Origin of the sequence: Treponema sp. OMZ 855 (assembly GCF_024181145.1) — a bacterium.
GTDB lineage: Bacteria > Spirochaetota > Spirochaetia > Treponematales > Treponemataceae > Treponema.
Genome location: NZ_CP051194.1, coordinates 1308701 through 1327461 on the forward strand (window position 1 = coordinate 1308701; position 18761 = coordinate 1327461).

An 18761-nucleotide genomic window follows, 5' to 3' on the forward strand; every position below is an offset into this window, starting at 1 on the left:
GCCGTTTGCAAATTGTTAAGAGGGCAACTTTCTTAACCTCAATCCTCACTCAGCGTTTTATGCTGCAACAGCTGCATCGTCCGGCGGTTGAACCATGAAAGGGAACCGTCATAGTTCACACTGACAATGTATGTATCCGTCATCAGCGCTTTACGAGGAAGGGCGTAATCCCGCGGAAGCTGCCGAATCGTTCGCCGCCTTTTATCGTAATAACTCAGCTGATTTTTCCCGAGGTTGGTCAGCACTGCGTATCCGTCATCGTAGAGTGAAGCGTGTAAGTTTTCATCCCCGTATGACAGTGCCGCGGTAAAACTGCTGCGGGCGGGATGTACCGTATCGATCTTCATGGTCATTAAATCGGTCTGAGCCGCCTTCTCTGTTTTTAACCGAAAACAGGAAAACGTATTTTTTACTTTATTATTTGCCTGTGCAGAAAACGCAATGTCTCCGTCCATATTAAGCGGAATGGTTTCCCCTGTCCTAATATCGATAAGAAGGAGCGGCTGGCGGATAATACCGCCGGTACTTTTAGTGATAAGCACATAGGTATCGTCAACCTGTACGGCATCTTGCAATCCGGCAGCTTGATACGTAAATAACTGCGCACCGCTTTTACCATCCAGTAAGACCAGCCCGCTAAATGCCCGTACCGCCGCGATAGTATCTTTATAAACCGAAACCGAATTCAGCCGTTCCCGCGGGCGGTAGAGAATAGCAGGTATTTGACCTTCTTCTGCATAATAGAGCGGCACATTTTTTTCTGCAGACCAAAATAAAAACCCGTTGCCGTATACCGTACACCGTTCTCCCGAAACGGATTGGATGACAGGCTCCGGCTTATCCGTCGGAGAAGCAGCGGCATAGAGCGTCGAACCGCTCAGCATATAGATTTTGGAATCCTTTGTGCATATATCGCTCACTTGAATTGAAGTGTCGATATTCAACTCCGTCAGCGAAATTGCCGCATCACTATTCTGCTTTAACCGGTATAGTCTACCGTCATCGGTTCCGATGACAACCGTCGAGTCAACATGCCTGGCAGCTGTAATAGCGGCCGGATACGGAAGGCTAAAAGCAGGAGATTTCTTATTCCCCTGAGATAAATGCCATGTTTGCCGCGTATCGCCTTTTTCAATCCACACCGGTAAGCTATCCGTAATTTTCCCTGCAAACAACGCCGAACGCGCAGGATAGTTTTCCAGTACCTCACCTGAAGCAGCTTTCACAACTACGACATTCCCGTTTTTATAGCCGATAATCTGCGTGTAATTCTTAATAAGCTCAGGACTTTCCAACCGATCCTCTGTCTCGTATTGGGTAAGAATAGATTTTTTCGCAATATCGGCATACACAAGCCTGCCGGTCTCCCCATACGTTACAATGCTTTTTTCACTCGGCCCCGTTGCTGCAAGCAGCACAATTCCCGGCGGACGCGGATACACTTTTTTTACATTTCCGTTGATATCAAGAACCGTAATACCTTCCGTCGAGGCAGTTCCGATAAACAGATATGTCCCTTGCGCCGACCACGATAGGGAGAGGACTGAGCTGGCAAAACGTTTTGCATACAGCTGTTTTTTTGTTTGCCAATCCCAAAGAGAAATTTTATGAATGCTGAAACCGTCTGTTTCATAGACGGCAACCATCGCTTTTTTAGGATGTGCAGCAATGCGCTTTACCGGCATGGTCGAAACCTGCCACGTTTCAGGTTTCATTGTTCCATACGAAAACCGAGTGATAAAACCGTCTTTTCCTGCAGCAAAAAAAGAACGCGTCACGGAAGAATCGGCAATAGCAGTTACGCCCCCCTCAAATCGATGAGCAATGCGTGCCCGTTCCAAACTGTTTTTTAAAGAAGGGTCTTGCCCCCGTACTCCGTTTTTTTGCGTATTAGGGATGTTGTCATCAGAATCGGATTCAGCCTCTGACTCAGGGTTATGAGAATCTTCCGTATCAGGAGTGTTTTTATCGGTAGGAGATGCAGTATCATCCGATTCTAAAGAATCAGGTTTCGATTGTTCATCGGGAGCAGTTTGTTCGATTTCAGAGGTCTCAGATTCGGAATCTCCTGGAGATGTCAGGATACTGCCGGTTGTCTGAGCTGCTGCACTTGCAAGAAAGCATATAAACAGGAACAAAAACGAAAATCGTTTAAATTGCCGTATCATGATCATCTCCTTCGGCATGAATATTCTTATAAGAAAGATAAGGACCGAGCCATAAGGCTTGAAATACCTCTTTGTGCTTTTTCGCTTTACGATCCGCTTCAATCGAACGGTAAAGATTCAGAGGAATACGCATTACTGCAACTTCTTTTTCCCGTAAGCCATGCACATGAAATTCAATAGTATCATCGTGGAGTTTTTCAAACAGGATTTGAATTTGCTTACCCTTAATATTCTTTCCGTTATCCAGCAAAAAGAATTTTACCGCTTCCACAATTTCCGGGTCTAAGCCGGAATCGAGTACGGCAATCCGATCGGCAAGTTCAGGGTAACCGATAACGGGTGTTTGTCCTTTTTTCAGAAATTCAGTCTTTAACTTTTTATTATTTTCGGCATCGATTCGAACCGCACCTGCACAAAAAGCAAGACATTCCATACGCTTCTTTTCGGGTACAAATAATAGCGTTATTTTTTTTGATTTCCATACAAATTCCGTTTCAAGCTCGATATTGACTTTTGAATGGCAGGATGGGCAGATAAAAGACAAAAAAGCCCCTTTCTTTATATCTTCTTTGATTGCGGGGCGGGCATCAAGATCGATTGTTTTTTCATATTCCACATCAAACGAACAGTCACACTTACAAGTAATTTTTTGCATAGTTTTTTCCTTATTTCATAATATATAAGATATCTGCCCAGAGCGCAAAGAAAAAAAGCACTGCGATAAAGGCAAATCCTACAAACTGTAGGTAATATAAAATGCGAGGCGGTATTTGTCGGCGGACGATACATTCGACAAAGGCGGTAAAGATCAATCCGCCGTCCAGAATCGGAATGGGCAAAAGGTTCATTAAAAAGAGAGACACGCATATTACCGCGACAATTTCAGCGATATTCACAAAGCCCGCCCGTACATTCTCACTAAAGCCGTCTGCTGCAAGACCGCCGATCATCGAACTGATTCGTACCGGCCCCGCAACCGCTTCGGTCATACTCACCCCTTTAAACAAAAGACCGAGGCTTTTCAGCGTAACAGCCGTCAGTTCTCCGGTTTGCACTATCCCTTGGCGCACACTGGCAATAAAACCGGTTCCTTTCTCGGTTACGGTGATATATGTCCAATTCAAACCGAGATCGACACTGCCGTTTTCCGTGCGGACAAGGTTTACCGGTAGCTCAATCCGCTCTCCGTTGCGGATAAGCTCAAAAAGCGCGGTCTTTTGCGTATAGTCGCGGAAAAAGTATATCAGCGCCATCTGATTATCGAGCGCCGTCCCGTCAATGCCGGTGATACGGTCGCCTGCTTTTACTCCTGCTAAATCGGCAGCGGAATCTTTCCGTACAGATGCAACTTCGAGCGGCACATAACGGTAAATACCGACCTGCCCCGCACCGGTCTTTTTATTCAAATCAGGGCGTATAGTCATACTGAGCTGTTCGCCGCCCCGTTCAATAAGCATTGTGAGCGATTCTTCGGGATGAAGCGCGATAATCTGCTGAATATCAGCGAAGTTCGCTGTCTTTTGATCGTTGATTTTGAGAATACGATCGCCTATCTGTAGACCGGCTGTCCGCGCAGGCGATTGATCGCTCGAATCGAGGCGGTACACCGGCACGATACGGTTATCAGTGGTGTAGTATGTCCTGCCGAGTCCGCTTATCATAGCAAGTGCGGCGGCGGCAAGCAAGAGGTTGGCAAAGGGTCCCGCAAACGCTATCAGTATCCGCTTAAAAGGGTGCGCGGCAAAAAGGCTCCCCTCTTCCTTGGGAACACTGGGCAGTTTTTTTTCGTATGCCTCTCTAAACGCGTGTTCGCCCTTCATGCCGCAATAGCCGCCGAGGGGAATCGCCGACAGCCGGTAGTCGGTCGCACCGAACTTTTTATGCAGCAGTACCGGCCCCCAGCCGATGGAAAAGCTTTCTACCGACACTCCACAGAGCTTAGCAGCGATAAAGTGCCCCAGCTCATGGATAAATACGACAATGCCGAGCACCGGCAATCCGATCAAAAATTTTAACATCTATATAGTCCTTCGCAGGGTAACCGCATCAGGTTATTTTTTTTACACCCCGCAGCATAAATAGGGTTGTTCAACCTTCCCTTTTGAAAATATGCATACCGTCTACTTCGTTGCTACACAAAAATAAATGCTCAACATACAACAAGTACGCCTGCGCTTTATTTTTGTTCGCGCCTTGTATCCAGTACCACTATTCTCAAAAGGCTAACGAAAAAGTTTGTTTTACCAGACATAAACTCACTTATTCTGCGATTCTTATTTATTTATCTGATTCGTTTTCCCTTCTCTTCTAAAATAAACTGTATCAAGGCGTCTGCGCGGCGGCGGGCGGATTCGTCGATGCGCATAACATCCGCTATAGCCTTCGGTGCGGCGCTCCAATCTTCCTGCATCACCTGTGCGGTAATCTCCGCAAGCTGAACGAAACGCAGCTTACCGTCCAAGAACGCCGCGACCGCCTGTTCATTGGCGGCATTGAATGCTATCGGATATCCTGCCTTTTTACGGGCGGCGGTAAACCCGAGCGATAGCATCGGAAAATCCTCCGTCCGTGGCGGTTCAAAGTGCAGATCTACAGGCTTGGTAAAATCGAGTGGTGCAAGATAAGGCGGCGGCTCTTCAGGATAGCTCAGCGCAGCAAAAATAGGATTGCGCATATCGGGCGGAGAAAGCTGCGCATAGATTTCACCGCCGGTAAGCTGTACCATCGAATGTACAATACTCGACGGATGCACCGCAACGGTAATACGGTCGGCAGGAATATCAAAAAGATGCACCGCTTCGATTACTTCCAAAGCCTTATTGGCAAGCGAAGCGGAATCGATGGTAATCTTAGCGCCCATCGTCCATGTCGGATGCTTCAGCGCATCCTGTAATGTCGCCTCTTGAATACGCTCCTTCGTCCATGTCCTAAACGGACCGCCGGAAGCGGTAATAATCAAGCGTTCAATAGCCTCCCGCCCGTGTGCTTGTATTAAACTGTAAATGGCTGAATGTTCGGAATCTACCGGTATAATGAGTGAATGATACTTTTCGGCTTCTTGTTGCAAAAGATGCCCCGCCATCACAATACTTTCTTTATTCGCAAGAGCGAGTGTCCGGTGTGTCTTAACCGCAATGAGAGACGCCTGTAACCCTACTGCGCCCGCGATACCGTTCACCACAATATCGGCGTGAGTTTCGGTAAGAAACCGTTCAAGACTGCGATGCTTTGCATCATACCAAATACTAACGGCAGAATCCGTTACTGTAAAATCGTTGAAATGAAATTCGGCACGTAAGGCATCCAATACATCGGTCTTGGTGTGCACGGAAACACCGGCAAGTTCAAAACGGTCTGAAAACCGGCGTATAATATCGATAGTATTTTGTCCGATTGTTCCGCTCGCTCCGAGCACGATTATTTTTTTCATTATTTTGCCCTATATCATGAGGCATCTAAAAACAGATGGTTCATTTTCCGAGATGCCGAACTTTTAAAGATGCTTTTACACCCCAATGAAAAATCGATAGCAAAGATAGAATACCGGTGTAGCAAGTAAAATAGAATCAACACTGTCGAGGATTCCACCGCGTCCGAGTATGAGCGCTCCGGAATCTTTTACCTCAGCAGAACGCTTAAAAATAGATTCGATAAGATCCCCGATGATAGCTGCCAAACCGGTACAAAACCCCGTTAACAAAGAGCCGCTGAGACTCTTCCCAAAGTCAGCAGGGAACAGCTTAAAGGCAAGAAAGCCGACCGCAGTTGCAGCGGCAGCCCCGCCGATAAAACCTACGATGCTTTTATTCGGACTTGCCGGTACAAAGCCACGGTTTCCCTTCCCAAACAACATACCAAAGAGCCACGCAAGCGAATCACAGGAAAAAACCATCAGTAAAAACATTGCGATAATATTAGAAGCGTCCGGCCAGCGTGTCATAGCTGATAGAAACATGACCAAAATTCCGGGATAAAAAACAATAAATACGGCAGAACACACACGCTGAATACTTTTTTCAAACGGTTTTGAAAAAGAATAAAAAGTTTCAACAAAAAATATAAAATAAAGAGCGCCGATACCAACCAAAACCATCCCAACGCGGGATAAAAGCCCAAGTATAAAAAAATATGCAGCGGCGGGAATAAGCATACCGGCAAATAAAACAATCGGTATCGAGTATACGGCAATTTTTCGGGAAAACATAGTACGGATTTCTATGATCGAAAGCGCCGTAGCAATAAATATTTCGAGATGCAACACCAAAAAATGTTGATACGGCAAAAAATATACCGAACTGATTACAAGAGGCAAGCCGACGACAAACATTATTATCCGTTCAATAATCTTTTTCATACGATCCTTCCGAAGCGCCGTGTACGTTTACTGTAAGCGTCCAATGCTTCCATCAGATGGGCAGGCGTAAAATCCGGCCACAAAACATCCGTACCGTAAAATTCAGCATACGCGGTTTGCCATAATAAGAAATTACTTAAACGCTTTTCTCCGCCGGTACGAATAACAAGATCTACAGGGGGAACACCGGCTGTGTCGAGCAACTGTTCAAAGGAATCTTCCGTAAGGGTTTCAAGCTCTCCGATGCTCAGTTTTTTTATTGCACGGATAATTTCATCTTTACCACCGTAGTTGATGGCAAGCTGCATCGTTGTTCCCGTGTAGTGTTCCGTTTTTTTCACTATATCGGTAATCTCTGTTTGAATTGCACGCGGCAGCGCCGCTGCATCACCGATATGTCTCACTTTAATATTATTTGCAGCATAAAAGGCGAGCTCCGCACGGAGATGTTGTTGAATGAGCCCCATCAAAAAACCGACTTCTTCCTCCGTGCGTTTCCAATTTTCCGTCGAAAACACATACAGAGTAATGTATGGTATATGCAAATCGGCAACAGCTTTGACAATCCGCTTTGCTGCTTCCAATCCTTCTCGATGTCCTTTTGTACGAGCTAACCCCCGCTGCTGAGCCCATCGCCCGTTGCCGTCCATAATGACGGCAATATGCTGCACTGTCATTAACCTTCCATAATTTCTTTTTCTTTTTCTGCAAGGAGCTTATTAATATCGTTGATATGAGCATCCGTTGCTTTTTGGAATTTTTCTTCGGCTGCTTTTAAGGCATCCTCGCTCAACAAACCGTCTTTTTGCTGCTTCTTTGCCTCATCAATACCGTCACGCCGAATATTGCGAATCGCTACACGACATTGTTCGGCAAAGTTTTTCGCTTGTTTTGCAAGCTCTTTCCGGCGTTCTTCGGTAAGCGGCGGAATCGCAATGCGGATAAGTTTACCGTCATTGGCAGGGTTTAACGAAAGTTCCGATTTTAGGATAGCTTTTTCGATTTCTCCCAACAACGATTTATCCCACGGCTGAATAACAACCAAGCGCGCTTCAGGAATGGAGATACCCGCAACTTGATTGAGCGGTGTCGATTCCCCGTAGCAGTCCACCCGTATCTTGTCGAACAAAGAAGCAGAGGCGCGGCCTGTCCGAAGGGCGTTAAAATCGTCTTTTAACGCCGCAATCGACTTCTTCATTTTTTCTTCATAGACACTATGAATATCGCTCATATCCGCCCTCTATTGGCCAAGCTGCCACAATACAAGCTTTGAAAGACTGATATTCGCACCGAGCTGCTTTCCGACTTCTTTCATTTTTGCCGTCACGGAAAGCTTATCATCCTTAACAAAGGCTTGTTCAAGGAAGCATATCTCGGCTAAATGCTTATTCAGCTTTCCTTTTACGATTCCTTCTTTTACATTGTCAGGCTTCTGCAATTCGGCAACCTGTCCGCGGAATACTTCGAGTTGCTCGTCGATATAGGCAGCATCGACATCTTCTTTCTTTACATAGAGCGGGGTAAATGCCGCTGCATGGAGGCAGCAGTCATACGCAAATTCCTGAAATACTTTGTCGGCAAATACGTCGGTCTTATCGGATTTTAACATGACGATAACGCCGGTCTTTTTGTCGGAGTGAACATAATGCGCAATGTATTCATCGCTGCCTGCTTGTACGGCAGTTAAGCGCCGTAAGCCCATATTTTCGCGTACACGAGTCGCAAGGTCTAGCACCATATCGCTCAATTCTTTTTGAACATCGGTATAGCCTTTTGCAAGAGCAGTTTCTACAATTTTATCACCGACCGCGATAAAATCGGCATTTTTTGCGACAAAGTCGGTTTCGCAGGTTAATTCGGCCATTACCGCTTTAGAATCGGCGGTTTTAACAACAATGATACCTTCGCTGGTTGCGCGGCTTGCCCGCTTTTCAACAGCAGCAAGACCTTTTTCTTTTAAGAATTTCTCAGCCTCTTTTGCATCACCGTTACATTCCTGCAGAGCTTTTTTACATTCCATCATACCGGCGCCGGTTTTTTCGCGCAGCGCCTTTACGTCAGATGCTTTTATTTCCATAACTGTTTTCTCCTTAAATCTTTGTGCATAGTAAGATGCCGCCGAAAGTATGCACATCTTTCAGCGGCAGGTTATACGTTTTTTAGCGGTCGCCGTACAGTTCATCTTCATCAATTAAAGAACTGCTTCCGTCATCCGAATCTTCTTCATGATCGTTCTTTTCTGAAGGGGTATAGTTGGAATAATCGGTAATCTCTTCATCTTCACGATCTTGATACGGATCGATATTGGAATCACTGAATCCTTCCTCTCCGTCTTGCAGATTTTCGATAATCTTGAGACCGCTTTCGTTATCAGCTTCGATAACGGCATTGGCAATAATCTGAGTGAACAAAGAAATCGAACGGATAGCATCATCGTTACCCGGAATCGGATAGTCGATACCTTCGGGGTTACAGTTTGTGTCAACTACTGCAACAATCGGGATTCCCATGCGGCGGGCTTCGCTGATTGCGATAGTTTCTTTCCGTGTATCGATGATAAAGATAATGCCCGGGAGATCTTTCATCTCTTTGATACCGCCGAGGTTCTTTTCGAGCTTGGCTTTTTCTTTCTGCAGCACGGCGACTTCTTTTTTAGTCAGGCTGTCAAAAGTGCCGTCGTTTTCCATTTTTTCGATTTTCTTAAGACGAGCGAGGCTTTTTTTGATGGTAGAAAAGTTTGTCAGCATTCCCCCGAGCCAGCGGTTATTAACATAGAACATACCGCAGCGTTCAGCTTCTTTTGCAATGGTTTGCTGTACTTGTTTTTTAGTTCCAACGAATAAGACAGATTTTCCTGCTGCGGTTGTCTTCCGTACCGCGTCATACGCCTCACGGATTGCAGTGATGGTTTTCTGCAAATCAATAATGTGGATACCGTTCCGTTCCGCAAAAATGTATTTTTTCATTCGCGGATCCCAGCGCTTTACCTGATGTCCGAAATGAACACCGGATTCAAGCAGGTTTTTCATGGTTACTACTGCCATGGTTACTCCTTCACGAGCTTTTTTAAGCCCATCCTTCTCTATTTCTCTAAAAATGCATTCAAGGCGTTTCTGAAAACGTAGTGAGATTTTAGAAATTTTCCTCTGCATTTTAGGATATTTGCACGGCTGCTGTTCTTAGGTAAAACTGTAGCCGTGTTCGGTCAAAATATCATATAATTCATAAATAGGCAAGCCTACAATTCCGCTGTATGAACCCTCTATTTTTGTAATAAAACAAGCTGCGGTTCCTTGTATACGGTATCCTCCTGCAGCCCCCTGCCATTCCCCGGTACTCAGGTACCAATCGATTTCAGCCTCTGATAATGTCTTAAAAAATACGTGAGAACTACTGATTCGGGTTGAAATGTGCTGTAATTTTTCGTCATAGCAACAAATCGCCGTTATAACCTTATGTGCCGTATTTGAATACGATTGCAGCATCTTACGGGCATCATCAATATTGGCAGGTTTACCCATGTGCGTACCATTAGAAAAGATAAGTGTATCGGCAGATATAATCCACGGTGTATTGATTTTTAGCGGCGAACGGAGCACTGCTTCAGCCTTCCGCAATGCGATCTGTTCTACTGCTTTTTCGGGAGGAAGATCGGAGGCGATGGATTCATCGGCCTCCGACGGGATACTGATAAACGGAATGTTTAAACGCTTAAGGATGTCCTGCCGCTGGGGTGACTTTGATGCAAGAATAATCGGTTCCATTCACAACAGTATACGAAAGGAAGAATAAAAAGACAAGCAGGACAAGAAATTCGAATTAAGCGCACAAACACAATGCAACAAAGATATTGCCCAAGGAGTCTCTACAGCTTAGAAGCAATTCCTGACCGTGCGGTAAAATTGTTTGCCAAAAGCCCGGATGTCATCTTTTTAATATCCTTAGCACCATTCTTGAAGTAAATACTAGCATTAGTATTTGTATAATAGCGTTGGTTAGATATCTGTATGAACGAGAGATTATCCGTAACGCCTGCAAAAACACCTACATGAGGCAGAAAGTAAAAACTTACCCCGACATTAAGACCGAGTCCCAATAAAGCAATGAGGCGGTCTTCTGTCCATGATGCGGCATCTAATATTCCTGCCGGAATATCTCTCGTTGTTTTAATGACATCAAATCCTACACCACCCCCAACAAATAAATTGACAGGGAGGTCTTTAAAGAAAGTAGCCCCATAGCCAAGCTGCCCGTTAAAAATAAATGAATTGCCTCTTAATGTATCCCCAAAATTTTTTATATCATTGATACTAATTTTTTTGGGAAGTCCCACATTCAGTGTAAGATATGCACCACTCATACTGAGATCTACTCCTAAGGCATACATATTATAGCCGTCGTGAAAGAATTTATCTCCAGTGAATAGATTTTTCACCTTTGCATGGGCATCGGCGATAGTATTTTTATCATACTTTGTCCACACATTAAAATTCATAAATCCGACAGGACTCACTTGTGCCGAAAAACCGACCCCATCGGAAAACACGAGCGGCGCCATAAGTGTTAAACCACATACATAAAATCGTCTTTTTCATAACACAACCCTCCTTAGAGTTTTATGATTACTATAATGCGGTACTCTCTGACACCCCAATTCGTTTAGATCAGAGAGACACCCCATACCTACTTTAATTCGCGCTGAACGCGTTGCACAACATAATCGATAACACCCTCAAGCGGCATATTCATCGACTCTTTATCCGAACGGAACTTAAATTCAATATCAGGCAGTTTCTTATCGCTGATAACAAGCCGGATAGGCAAGCCGATAAGATCCATATCCTTGAACTTAACCCCCGGACGTTCTACACGGTCATCCAGCAATACCTCAATACCGCGAGCTGTGAGTTCATCGTGCAGCCGGTCAGCAACAGCCTTCATGGTTCCTTCATATTGTATCGGTACAATACCGACATGATACGGGGCAACACTCATCGGCCAGATAATTCCGTTATCATCGTGATGCTCTTCGATAATCGATGCCAGAGCACGGTCGATACCGATACCGTAGCACCCCATTAAAGGGTACTGCTGTTGACCGCTTTCGTCAAGGTAAGTCATATTCATACTTTCAGTGTATTTTGTACCGAGTTTGAAGATATGTCCAAGCTCATTGCCTTTTTTGCTGTAAAACGGTGTTTTGCACAAGGGGCAAAGATCGCCTGCCTTTACAACACGGACATCGCACACCATCGCGGGAGTAAAATCCCGTTTCGGTTCAACATGAACATAGTGCATATCTTTTTCCAACGCACCCGCAACGGCATCATGCATCAGCATGACACTTTCGTCAGCCAATACGGGAGCCTTGGTTAAGCCGACAGGACCGGCAAACCCGACTACGGTACCCGTAATATCTTCAACATCCGCATTAGAGGCAAGTTCAACTTCCGCGGCCTTGAGTACCGCCGTTAATTTTGCTTCGTTTACTTCCAAATCACCGCGGATACACACTGCAACAAACTCCGAGTCGATAACCTCGGAATCCTTTACACGATAGATTAAGGTTTTGATGAATGCTTTCGGCGAAGTGTGCAAGAACGCAACTAATTCTTCTATTGTGCGGGCATCGGGTGTCGGCAGCTTCGTACGTTTTTCCGCTGTTTCGGGAAGTTCGGTGTAGGGATCGGGTGCACAGGCAGCCTTTTCTTCGTTTGCAGAATAGCGACATTGCGGGCAGAGGATGAGTGTGTCGTCCCCGATGGCAGATTCAATCATAAATTCCTCGGAGCCGCTGCCTCCCATAGAACCGGAGTCCGCCCGAACCCGTATAATACTTAAACCGAAACGGCGGAATATCTTTTCGTATGCTTCGCCGAATGCACGATAGGTTTTATCAAGACAGTCAGCGTTTGTATGAAAGGAATACGCATCCTTCATCGTAAATTCACGGGCGCGCATTAACCCGTAGCGCGGACGAATTTCATCCCGGTATTTTGTATTAATATGATATACGGAAAGCGGATAATCCTTGTACGAACCGAGCTCGTACCGCATCAGGGCGGTAAACGATTCTTCGTTTGTCGGGCTGACAACGAGATCTTGACCGAGGCGGTTTTTCATCCTTAAAAGCCCGTCTCCCATCGTGTACCAGCGCTTGGACTCTTGCCAAATCTCGCCCGGAGCGACAACCGAAGCTTTACACTCCAAACATCCGGTAGCGTCGATTTCCTCCCGTACGATATTTTCAACCTTTCTGAACACGCGTAAACCGAGCGGCAGATAATTAAACAGCCCGTTCCCCAATCTACGGATCATTCCGGCGCGTAATAATAATTGATGACTGACAACGACTGCTTCCGCAGGTATTTCCCGTAATGTGGGAATAAACGTTTGAGATCTTTTCACACTATGCCTCACTCAGGGTAATCTCATCAGACTCTTTTTACAACCCCGCAGAATAATATAGGCCGTTCAACCAGAGTTTCGCCGCTTCACGGCTCAAATGGTCGCCCAGCCTATATTATTCTGCGATTTTTATGTATATACCTGATGTGATTACCCTTCTTCTAAAATAAACTGTGCGAAATTTTAGAAAAATTTCGCACAATAAGGAATGCAACCGCTTGAAATATCTCCGATACGGTTGCCCTGATACCTCACTGCCTTAAACCAGAGTGGAAGCATATAGAATTTCTTTTTTTATGTAAAGTAGAGCATATAGAGGCTGACAGGGATTCCGCACGAATAAAAACATACGGAATCCCTGCACACACGAACAAACTGTCCGCGTTGGGAAATGACTACCGGCTACTCTTGCCAGACTAAGCGGAAGCCTCTGATAGGATCAGCTCCACTGGAACCTTTTGATTTTCGCTTGCCGGTCATGCAATCGTATACAGCTTGTCCGGTACTTTCAGACCAGTTGCCGCCGCGTACTACCCGTTGTGTCTCATAGTCCGGAAAAGGACCGGTAGGATATGCTTCGGTACTTGCATTTATGGTTGTATATAAATCCCAGCACCATTCTGCAACGTTACCGCTCATATCGTGAAGTCCCAATTTGTTGGCAGGTTTGTCTCCGACATTTGCTCTACCAGTAACGGAGGGACTTTGTGATGCAAATCCAGTGCCGTTCCACCATTTATTGAAAACTGCAACACGAGTAGTTTCTGCGCTTAAGGTTTCATAGCTTTCATCGGACGGCATTGCCATACCCTCAAAGCCGATTGGCTTTGTTGCACCGCTTGCCGAATTCACATTGGTTAGATAGACAGCGCCGTAGCTTTCGGCATTGGTACTGTCAGTACCGTGCCAGCGGGCAGCGTATTCCCACTCGGCTTCCGTCGGCAAACGGAATCCTTTTTTGGAAAAATCGCAATATGCTTTATCACCATGAAAAGCCTGTGTTATGACCTTCCCCGATGGCGATCCGTCGCGGTATACACACTGTTCCGTGTTTCCGAATTTCATCTCGGTATACGCATTACACCACGCTATGCAGTCAGTCCAGCTTATGTTTGCCATCGGCTGATTAGCTTGGGTAGGAGTATCGTCGTTTTTAGGGTCAAATTCAAACAAATAACCGTTCCTTTGAGCCCATTCGCACACTTCATTCCATATTTGCACACTAACTTCGTATTTACCTATAGTGTAGGCATTTAAATTGACTGTGCGTCCATTGATAAATACGCCTTTCCATGAAGCGTCGGCGGTTGGCAAGGTATACGAAATGGCATGCCCGGTAATACCTCCTGTAGGAGGCGTTACCTTTACACCGTCGGGAACGGGAACTTGTTGTGTTATCGCATATATGTCGGTATCTTCTTCAAAATCATCAATGTCAAACAGCTCTTTTCCGGTTGTGCTGCCTTTTTTCCATGTAGCAAACACATAGCCTGGGTTACAGGATATCTTAGTTTGTGCTTCGTCTTTTATTTCTCGCCATTTTACGCCATATGGCTTTGTGATGGTAGGCGACGCACCGAGCTGAACATAACCGTCTCCTTTTATCCTGATGGTAACATTTGTCGGTCTTGCTTCGACGTATATCGTCGTTTTGCCTCTAAATTGAAAGTCATCGTAAAATTCGATACCGGTTTTACTGCCTTTTTTCCATGCAAGTATAACAAAACCGGGTTTTTGACTAACTTTATCCATAACTCTGGTTTTTATTTCGCTCCATTTTGTGCCCTTGGGTACATACATTTCGGCAGGAGAAGTTATATCGACATGCTCTCCTTTAATGGTAAGCTGTATATCTACCGATTTTGTTTCTATAAAGACGGTAGTATTGGCATTAAACGAAGTTATATAGCTGTCATCCAAAACCTGCCCTAAAGCATTACTAAGACGCCAGTTTTTAAGCTCATAATGAGGCTTATATTTTTGTATTTTCGTTTTTGCAAGTACTTCGATTTCATCCCAGTGCTTGCCCGGAGCTACTTCAAATGTAGGATTTGGTTTTAATATAACCCCTGTGTCTCCCGCGACCGTTATAGTAATCTTAGGCGGTAGCGGCGTTGTGATCTGTTTTGTTACAACAAAAACTGTAGCATTTGCATTAAAAACATAGTCAGCGGTTAAATCATAACCGGCAGCATTGATAAGTTTCCATTTATCAAGTCCGTAATGTTCGTCGTAGTGGTCTATTTTATCTTCTGCCAAAGCTTGTAATTGATGCCAGGTTTTGCCTTTATCCGCCGTAAACGTTTTCTCCGCTTTAAGCGTAACGTATTCATCCCCCGCAACTGTTATCGTTATTTGTGTAGGTGTCGAACTGCCGCCGCTTCCGCCCTCCTCCTGTGGGGAAGACGGGGGTAACGGCTGCGGCTCCTTGGAGGGAGTATTGGGGCCTTTACATCCTGCAAAAAATGCTGCAAGCATTATCACCGCTGCTATAGTCAATAGTATCTTTCTCATAAAGTCTCCTCGTGTCTTGTATAATGTGCAAGTCCTCCTTTATTATGGGCGGCAGATGATTTTACTGATATGCCTGCCCCGGGTTAGTTACTATTGTCAAAAAATCAGTAAAACCCTTTAACTGTACTGTTATTTTAAGATTCGTTTCATTCTGTTTTTTGTCCAAAACTATATTTTCTATAAAAATTGATTTTCCGTTTCTAGTCAGCGAAGCCCCAAAATGTCTACAGCCCAATTGTGAAGCTAAATCCTCCCTTCCATTTACGCACAACTTAAACGGCTTACCAGAACCGTCGGGCAGCGGATTCACAACGGGATTAGGACTAACAGTTCCGTTAGTAGGGTTTACGTTCAGTAAACGATGGTTTGTAAAAATTTTATTTTTCCAAGCCTGTACATCCGAAGCGGATGGATGTAAGTCAGAAACAACGAAAAAAACAACTTGTTTATTCAATTCATCCGCATTGGTTATCTTTGCAAACCCCGACTTTTCTATCGGTTTAATAGCCGTAATACCACTTTTATCTGCAATTTGTTGCTCTGTCGCAATACAAAGATCTATCTTAACCGTACCTGCGTGGTTATCGGCATCGATTCCGCCGTTTTTAGGCTGAGCGATACCGTATGTAATTTTATCGATTTTAAGGTGTTCACCCGTATCTTTAGTCTGATACAGATCGGCATATTTTTTAACTGCTGCTTTAAATTCCTCTGTAAAAAGATTGTCTGGCGTACTGTCGGATTTTTTTGCAAAAGCATAAAAGGATGATGCAAATTCCTCCGGATCGGCTTTTACGGCAATATCGGCGGTTTTATCCAAAATATACTTGAATACATCCTTTGCTTCAAAATAGTCTTTTTTCAGCGACGAATTTAAATGGGTAAACGAAAATGCCGTATTCTTGACAAGTGTTTCTGTCCCGCCCTCGGTGAGTTTTCGGAACATAACACTCGGCTGTACCCACACTTTCGTACCGACCGCTTGCGCCTCTGCCACCAGTGTATAGCTGTCGTGTTCGCCAAGTTCTATGGTTGTTACGGAATCACTCAGCATAAACGATAATTTTTTTACCAGCTTTTTTCCGCTCGGGTCTTTATTTACTTCTTCAATATATTTTGCAAGCGAATAATTGTGTTCTATAGCGTCGTCCAAATTAAGCTCACAATCGGCAATCGATTGTATCGTTTTCCCTGCAAGCGGATGCGTAAATCCGGTTACGGAAATCTTTTGGGAAAAGTTTTTACCGTCTTTCGTCCCCTTTACTTTTACGGTAAATGTTCCTGCTTCATCGTCATACGCAATCATTTTTCTTTCGGTAAACGTAATACCGCTTGCCGGAGTGCCGTTTGTAATCTTTTTGGCGGCTGCCGAAGCGGTGATATGTCCCTTTGAGAGAGAGAACGCCGTAAGCACGTCCGATTCCGTCAATGTAATCAAATTTTGCGGAGGAGTAGATGGGACACCGGGTGTTTCCGATGACCCCTTATGATCTAACGGCGAATTACAGCTTGTCATTCCGATAGCTATCACCGCTGTTATGCAAAGTATTAGTTTTTTCATTATTTATACCTCATCAAAAAATATTTTCCGGTCTTTAAAGTCCGGTTCTTTCGTTTTACCCTATAGGAATTGCTAAAAGGCAAACGATGCCCTTAGCCGGTTTCCCGTCAATGCCTCAATAATTGTATAACTTTTGATAATCAACAATCCCGACGCAGAGCATCGGGATATGTTGTTCTCATAAAGTGGTTGCAGTCGGCTTTAATACCCTTTGTTACGGCGCACAGCGCCGGGGTATTAAAACCTCCGCACGAATAAAAACGTATTTGTAATAGAGATGTCGAATGGCTTTATTGTAATTTAAGCCGCCAGCTACTGAAAAAGACCGTTCCACGGATATCTTTTTAACTTACACGGCGACTATATAGGATTTCTGTGAATGAATCAAGCAGATTAAAGCATATTTTTTTAGATTTTCGGAATAATACCGATTTTTAGTTCTGCGGCAGAATCATATCTTCGGAAGTATCGCCTTCAATATGCAAGAAAACTCTGTTAGGCATACAGGCATTCCAATCCCCTGCTTTTTTGAGTGCCGCAGCATTCACACAGGTTTTATTGGGACACGGCGAATCGGAGATAAAGGCAGTATTATGTTCTATCCGGATGGTAGTAGTGCCGATTGCGCCGGGCACAACTACCGTGCGCGGTTCGGTAAGCGGGTATATCCATTTACCGCTTGGCGTTTCAATCACCAGCCGCTGTACGTGATTCTCTCCGGTATAGAGGAAAAAGCCTGCCCATAAAGAAACAGTGATAACGGAGGCAAAGATCAGATAATCAAGGACACGCAAACGGCGGAAAATAGAAATCATACGCTGTACTCTTTTTTTGTTTTCCGGGTTAAAAGCGCCCGTTGTATCTTACCGTTAATACCTTCCGCAAAAAAGGCTTGCAGTAAATGTTTGTTATCCATTGTTTTATGATATCCGAACTCAATCTGTTTTTTGGGATCCGAAAAATCACGGGATGACCGGACACTTGTCAAATTGATAAACGCAGTAGGGTATTCATTCGGCTGCAGCGCAATATGAGCGGTAGTACAGGCAAGCGTCCTCATCAATACCGCGACCGAACTATCTAATTCGGAAGTAGTAACCGGTTCAAAAGCACCGAAAGTCAGTGCAAGGATATTTTTATATCCCTGTTCGCGGGCAATCCAAACAGGAGTATTATCTATCACGCAAGCATCTATCAGCATTTCATTCTGCCGCTTAACGGGTGTAAAAAGACCGGGATACGAAGCACTCGCCCTCATTGCATCCGCTAACCGTCCTGAATTGAGTACAACCTCTTTTCCGCTGCAAAGGTCGAAGGCATTGCACAAAAAGGGAATGGTACAGTCATTAAAAGATTTACCGCCGGAGAGTTCCATAAAGAATTTATGGGCTTTTTCTCCCGAATCGGCTCCCGTACCGGAAAGCATACGGGTAATCAACGTACCGTAGTGAATAATCTGGTTAAGTGCGTGTTTTAAAAGCGGAATATGCACGCCGCTGCCGCCGACATACCGGTTAATATCGAAAGATTCTTCAAAAACGGCTTCCATTTCCCGTACCGATTTTCCGCTTGCATATAAGCCGCCGATAATCGATCCCATCGAACAGCCGACAATACAGTCCGGCTTAGGAAGATTCAATTCTTCAAGTGCCTTAAAAAAACCGATGTATGCAAGCCCAGCGGCTCCGCCTCCCGATAACACAAGTGCCCATTTCATAGTAACTGGTAGTATACAAAAAAATGCAGTATACGCCTA

The 18761-nt window shown here is 44.8% G+C and carries 16 protein-coding genes; all 16 read right to left on the reverse strand.

The genetic code is table 11. From position 1 onward, the window contains the following. Positions 1 to 38 precede the first annotated feature (38 nt). The 16 genes from E4N65_RS05880 to E4N65_RS05955 all read right to left on the reverse strand — a co-directional run bounded on the left by E4N65_RS05880 (position 39) and on the right by E4N65_RS05955 (position 18722). Positions 39 to 2168, reverse strand: coding sequence for a WD40 repeat domain-containing protein (locus tag E4N65_RS05880; protein WP_253674737.1), 2130 nt, complete (start codon positions 2166 to 2168; stop codon positions 39 to 41). Continuing rightward, entirely contained in the window at positions 2152 to 2823 is a 672-nt protein-coding gene (locus tag E4N65_RS05885; RefSeq protein WP_253674738.1) for a CpXC domain-containing protein, read from the reverse strand. The genes E4N65_RS05880 and E4N65_RS05885 overlap by 17 nt, the downstream gene beginning before the upstream one ends. A gap of 10 nt (positions 2824 to 2833) precedes the next feature. Beyond that, entirely contained in the window at positions 2834 to 4186 is a 1353-nt protein-coding gene (locus E4N65_RS05890; RefSeq protein ID WP_253674740.1) for a site-2 protease family protein, read from the reverse strand. 263 nt (positions 4187 to 4449) lie between these two features. Further along, positions 4450 to 5598 (reverse strand): 1-deoxy-D-xylulose-5-phosphate reductoisomerase, encoded by a 1149-nt coding sequence (gene dxr, locus E4N65_RS05895; protein WP_253674742.1) that lies wholly within the window; start codon positions 5596 to 5598, stop codon positions 4450 to 4452. Positions 5599 to 5673: 75 nt separating this feature from the next. Further along, positions 5674 to 6522, reverse strand: coding sequence for a phosphatidate cytidylyltransferase (locus E4N65_RS05900; protein WP_253674744.1), 849 nt, complete (start codon positions 6520 to 6522; stop codon positions 5674 to 5676). Further along, on the reverse strand, positions 6519 to 7199 hold the full coding sequence (gene uppS, locus E4N65_RS05905; RefSeq protein WP_253674746.1) for a polyprenyl diphosphate synthase: 681 nt from the start codon (positions 7197 to 7199) through the stop codon (positions 6519 to 6521). Before uppS ends, E4N65_RS05900 begins: the two co-directional genes overlap by 4 nt. After that, on the reverse strand, positions 7199 to 7753 hold the full coding sequence (gene frr, locus E4N65_RS05910) for a ribosome recycling factor (protein WP_044016270.1): 555 nt from the start codon (positions 7751 to 7753) through the stop codon (positions 7199 to 7201). Before frr ends, uppS begins: the two co-directional genes overlap by 1 nt. Positions 7754 to 7762: 9 nt before the next feature. After that, positions 7763 to 8599 carry a translation elongation factor Ts gene (tsf, locus tag E4N65_RS05915; RefSeq protein WP_253674748.1) on the reverse strand — a complete coding sequence of 279 codons (837 nt, stop codon included), beginning with the start codon at positions 8597 to 8599 and terminating at the stop codon, positions 7763 to 7765. 82 nt (positions 8600 to 8681) lie between these two features. After that, positions 8682 to 9566, reverse strand: coding sequence for a 30S ribosomal protein S2 (gene rpsB / locus E4N65_RS05920; RefSeq protein ID WP_044016267.1), 885 nt, complete (start codon positions 9564 to 9566; stop codon positions 8682 to 8684). A 135-nt stretch (positions 9567 to 9701) separates the two neighbouring features. Then, on the reverse strand, positions 9702 to 10286 hold the full coding sequence (locus E4N65_RS05925; protein WP_253674750.1) for a Maf family protein: 585 nt from the start codon (positions 10284 to 10286) through the stop codon (positions 9702 to 9704). Positions 10287 to 10387: 101 nt separating this feature from the next. Further along, positions 10388 to 11017, reverse strand: coding sequence for a DUF2715 domain-containing protein (locus tag E4N65_RS05930; RefSeq protein ID WP_253674752.1), 630 nt, complete (start codon positions 11015 to 11017; stop codon positions 10388 to 10390). Positions 11018 to 11205: 188 nt separating this feature from the next. After that, positions 11206 to 12930, reverse strand: coding sequence for a proline--tRNA ligase (locus E4N65_RS05935; protein WP_253674760.1), 1725 nt, complete (start codon positions 12928 to 12930; stop codon positions 11206 to 11208). A gap of 402 nt (positions 12931 to 13332) precedes the next feature. Continuing rightward, positions 13333 to 15444 (reverse strand): formylglycine-generating enzyme family protein, encoded by a 2112-nt coding sequence (locus E4N65_RS05940; protein WP_253674762.1) that lies wholly within the window; start codon positions 15442 to 15444, stop codon positions 13333 to 13335. A 61-nt stretch (positions 15445 to 15505) separates the two neighbouring features. After that, positions 15506 to 17005 (reverse strand): lipoprotein 17-related variable surface protein, encoded by a 1500-nt coding sequence (locus E4N65_RS05945; RefSeq protein WP_253674779.1) that lies wholly within the window; start codon positions 17003 to 17005, stop codon positions 15506 to 15508. Positions 17006 to 17439: 434 nt separating this feature from the next. Further along, on the reverse strand, positions 17440 to 17820 hold the full coding sequence (locus tag E4N65_RS05950) for a NusG domain II-containing protein (RefSeq protein WP_253674781.1): 381 nt from the start codon (positions 17818 to 17820) through the stop codon (positions 17440 to 17442). Then, the gene (locus E4N65_RS05955; protein WP_253674783.1) at positions 17817 to 18722 is read right to left on the reverse strand and encodes a patatin-like phospholipase family protein; all 906 of its coding nucleotides are present in this window, start codon (positions 18720 to 18722) and stop codon (positions 17817 to 17819) included. Before E4N65_RS05955 ends, E4N65_RS05950 begins: the two co-directional genes overlap by 4 nt. Between the last annotated feature and the right edge of the window lie 39 nt (positions 18723 to 18761).

Coding starts and splice junctions, on each gene's coding strand:
- E4N65_RS05880 (WP_253674737.1), bottom strand. CDS start 2,168: ATGATACGGCAATTTAAACGATTTTCGTTTTTGTTCCTGTTTATATGC.
- E4N65_RS05885 (WP_253674738.1), bottom strand. CDS start 2,823: ATGCAAAAAATTACTTGTAAGTGTGACTGTTCGTTTGATGTGGAATAT.
- E4N65_RS05890 (WP_253674740.1), bottom strand. CDS start 4,186: ATGTTAAAATTTTTGATCGGATTGCCGGTGCTCGGCATTGTCGTATTT.
- dxr (WP_253674742.1), bottom strand. CDS start 5,598: ATGAAAAAAATAATCGTGCTCGGAGCGAGCGGAACAATCGGACAAAAT.
- E4N65_RS05900 (WP_253674744.1), bottom strand. CDS start 6,522: ATGAAAAAGATTATTGAACGGATAATAATGTTTGTCGTCGGCTTGCCT.
- uppS (WP_253674746.1), bottom strand. CDS start 7,199: ATGACAGTGCAGCATATTGCCGTCATTATGGACGGCAACGGGCGATGG.
- frr (WP_044016270.1), bottom strand. CDS start 7,753: ATGAGCGATATTCATAGTGTCTATGAAGAAAAAATGAAGAAGTCGATT.
- tsf (WP_253674748.1), bottom strand. CDS start 8,599: ATGGAAATAAAAGCATCTGACGTAAAGGCGCTGCGCGAAAAAACCGGC.
- rpsB (WP_044016267.1), bottom strand. CDS start 9,566: ATGGCAGTAGTAACCATGAAAAACCTGCTTGAATCCGGTGTTCATTTC.
- E4N65_RS05925 (WP_253674750.1), bottom strand. CDS start 10,286: ATGGAACCGATTATTCTTGCATCAAAGTCACCCCAGCGGCAGGACATC.
- E4N65_RS05930 (WP_253674752.1), bottom strand. CDS start 11,017: ATGAATTTTAATGTGTGGACAAAGTATGATAAAAATACTATCGCCGAT.
- E4N65_RS05940 (WP_253674762.1), bottom strand. CDS start 15,444: ATGAGAAAGATACTATTGACTATAGCAGCGGTGATAATGCTTGCAGCA.
- E4N65_RS05945 (WP_253674779.1), bottom strand. CDS start 17,005: ATGAAAAAACTAATACTTTGCATAACAGCGGTGATAGCTATCGGAATG.
- E4N65_RS05950 (WP_253674781.1), bottom strand. CDS start 17,820: ATGATTTCTATTTTCCGCCGTTTGCGTGTCCTTGATTATCTGATCTTT.
- E4N65_RS05955 (WP_253674783.1), bottom strand. CDS start 18,722: ATGAAATGGGCACTTGTGTTATCGGGAGGCGGAGCCGCTGGGCTTGCA.